The organism is Photorhabdus sp. CRCIA-P01 (genome assembly GCF_003545805.1).
GTDB lineage: Bacteria > Pseudomonadota > Gammaproteobacteria > Enterobacterales > Enterobacteriaceae > Photorhabdus > Photorhabdus antumapuensis.
Genome location: NZ_NMQR01000146.1, coordinates 1 through 1,858, shown reverse-complemented (window position 1 = coordinate 1,858; position 1,858 = coordinate 1). Strand labels below are relative to the sequence as shown.

Annotated in this window: 1 protein-coding gene and 1 pseudogene; both read left to right on the top strand. The window is 45.6% G+C overall.

Annotation, left to right across the window (positions count from 1 at the left end; translation table 11 throughout):
* Nucleotides 1–1,370, top strand: a 1,370-nt coding sequence (locus D3222_RS24360; RefSeq protein WP_304598688.1) for a T6SS effector BTH_I2691 family protein, incomplete at its 5' end; no start/stop codon positions are given.
* Nucleotides 1,367–1,858: pseudogene (locus D3222_RS24355) on the top strand (putative type VI secretion system effector); the annotation flags it as partial. The gene D3222_RS24360 and the pseudogene D3222_RS24355, both read left to right, overlap by 4 nt.

Here is a 1,858-nt window from a genome sequence, read left to right as displayed (position 1 = left end):
GTTGTCAGGACTTTCATTCCCCCCGACTGGAGGACAACCTCAATTATCGCGAGGCGGTGGATTATGCCCTCGCTGCGCTGAATGTAACCGAAACGGGCAGTGCCTTTTTAGATGCTCAAATCGATCAATATTCCGCGCTGTCACCGGAAAATATTGTCTGGCGCTCGTTATTACTGAATAACCCGGACGTGATGAAAGAGATGGACGGTTTTTTACAGCAGATGAAGCTGAATAAGGGGAATGAGAAACCGGCGGACATCTCAGCGTTTATGAAAACGGTGCCGACGCTGAGTGGAAAACTGGTGGAAGCCTACGATAAAGCGAATGAAGTGCTGGAAAAGCCGCCCAGATCCAACAGCACCTTTGCCCGGGCGATGCTGCATTCTGACCGGCGACTGGTGACGTTGGGCGACCGGTTCTTTAATTTTACCCGCTTAGGAAAAGTGCTGAATAGCACCAATGAAATGCTGAGTAAGGGGCTATTCTCGGTGATTTCAGGGGTGCCGTTTGATCAGGCGGTTGATTTGTCGGTATCGCAGCTTCAAGAAGGTGATCTATTCCGGCGGCAGGTGTTGGCGCAGCTTAAGGAATCAGGAGTAAAAGCTCGTCTTGAAGCGAAAAATAGTTATAACGATAGATTTAAAGAATTCGCTGAAAGCGCCGAAGGAGAGCCGGTATTAAAAAAATCCCGCATTAAGTTATTGGTCTTATTTTTTAATGGGCTGGAATATGCCAATCAGCTAAAAGAGAGTAAGGGGGATGTTAAAAGCCATGCTCAGGTGACCGCCGCGTTTTTAAGCACACTGAGTACGGCAATGGAGATTGTCGAGCCGATGGTGGAGCACGGCATAAAAAATATGGCTGCCACCGACACGATTAAATTTATCGGGTCGAGTGCGGGCACGCTCGCTTCCGCACTAAATCTGGGGGTAGATATTAGTGATTTTGAATCTGAATTGCATGGCAGACGGCGTTGGCAGTATTTTGGATTAATCGGTTGCAAAATTGGGGGTGATATTGGTGCAATGCTAAAAGCATCCGGCGGGTTGTTAGAAGTATTGATAGAGAGAAAGCTGATGGATAAGGGAGTTTTAGAAACTACATTAAAAATGTTGGGATCTTTGGCTGCCGGTAGGGTTGTTGGCTTTCTGGCTAGCTGGCAAGTCATGCTTGGGATACTGATTCTTGAGTGGCTGGTTTCATTATATGTTGATAATGATTTACAAAAATGGTGCCGGAGTTGTGTTTTTGGGTTAGAGCCGGTGAAGGGCTTGGAAGCCACGCAATGGATTTACCCTGAATCTCAGAAAGATAAGTTATATGAAGAACAAAGTAAAAACTTTGCCGATGCAATTAAGGTGCTCTCATGAATACTTATCAGATGTTAAAAGGTGCTATTGACTTTGAAGAAGTAAAAGATCAAAGAAAAGACATTGATATATTGGTAAAGGTTAAGCGGGAAAGAATTCAACGTTGGCCTGAAGATAGAGAAGAGGTAGAAAAAGCCATTGCGGAACTTCAAGCCAAAATCCCTGAACTGGATGCGATATTGGCAAAAAAGCCGCCGCCGCCGGAATTGCCCCCGCGTAAACCATTAATTAAAGTGAGTGGTGTGCTGGAAGAGTGGGAAATACTCTGTGTCAAAGGCTATTTTTCTGATCGCGAATATGATCCCGAAGAATTTGCCCGCCGGGAGGAGAATAGGCAATTTGGTGCATTATTGCTGGCGATGTTGGGAAATACGTCTCAGGCTGCGGTGAATTTACGGACTGAAGTGCGATTGAGTGAAATATGTCATTTTGTGCAGGGGAAAATCAATGGTATCCCTTTTCATGGTTGGATAGGGTTGACGACAGTC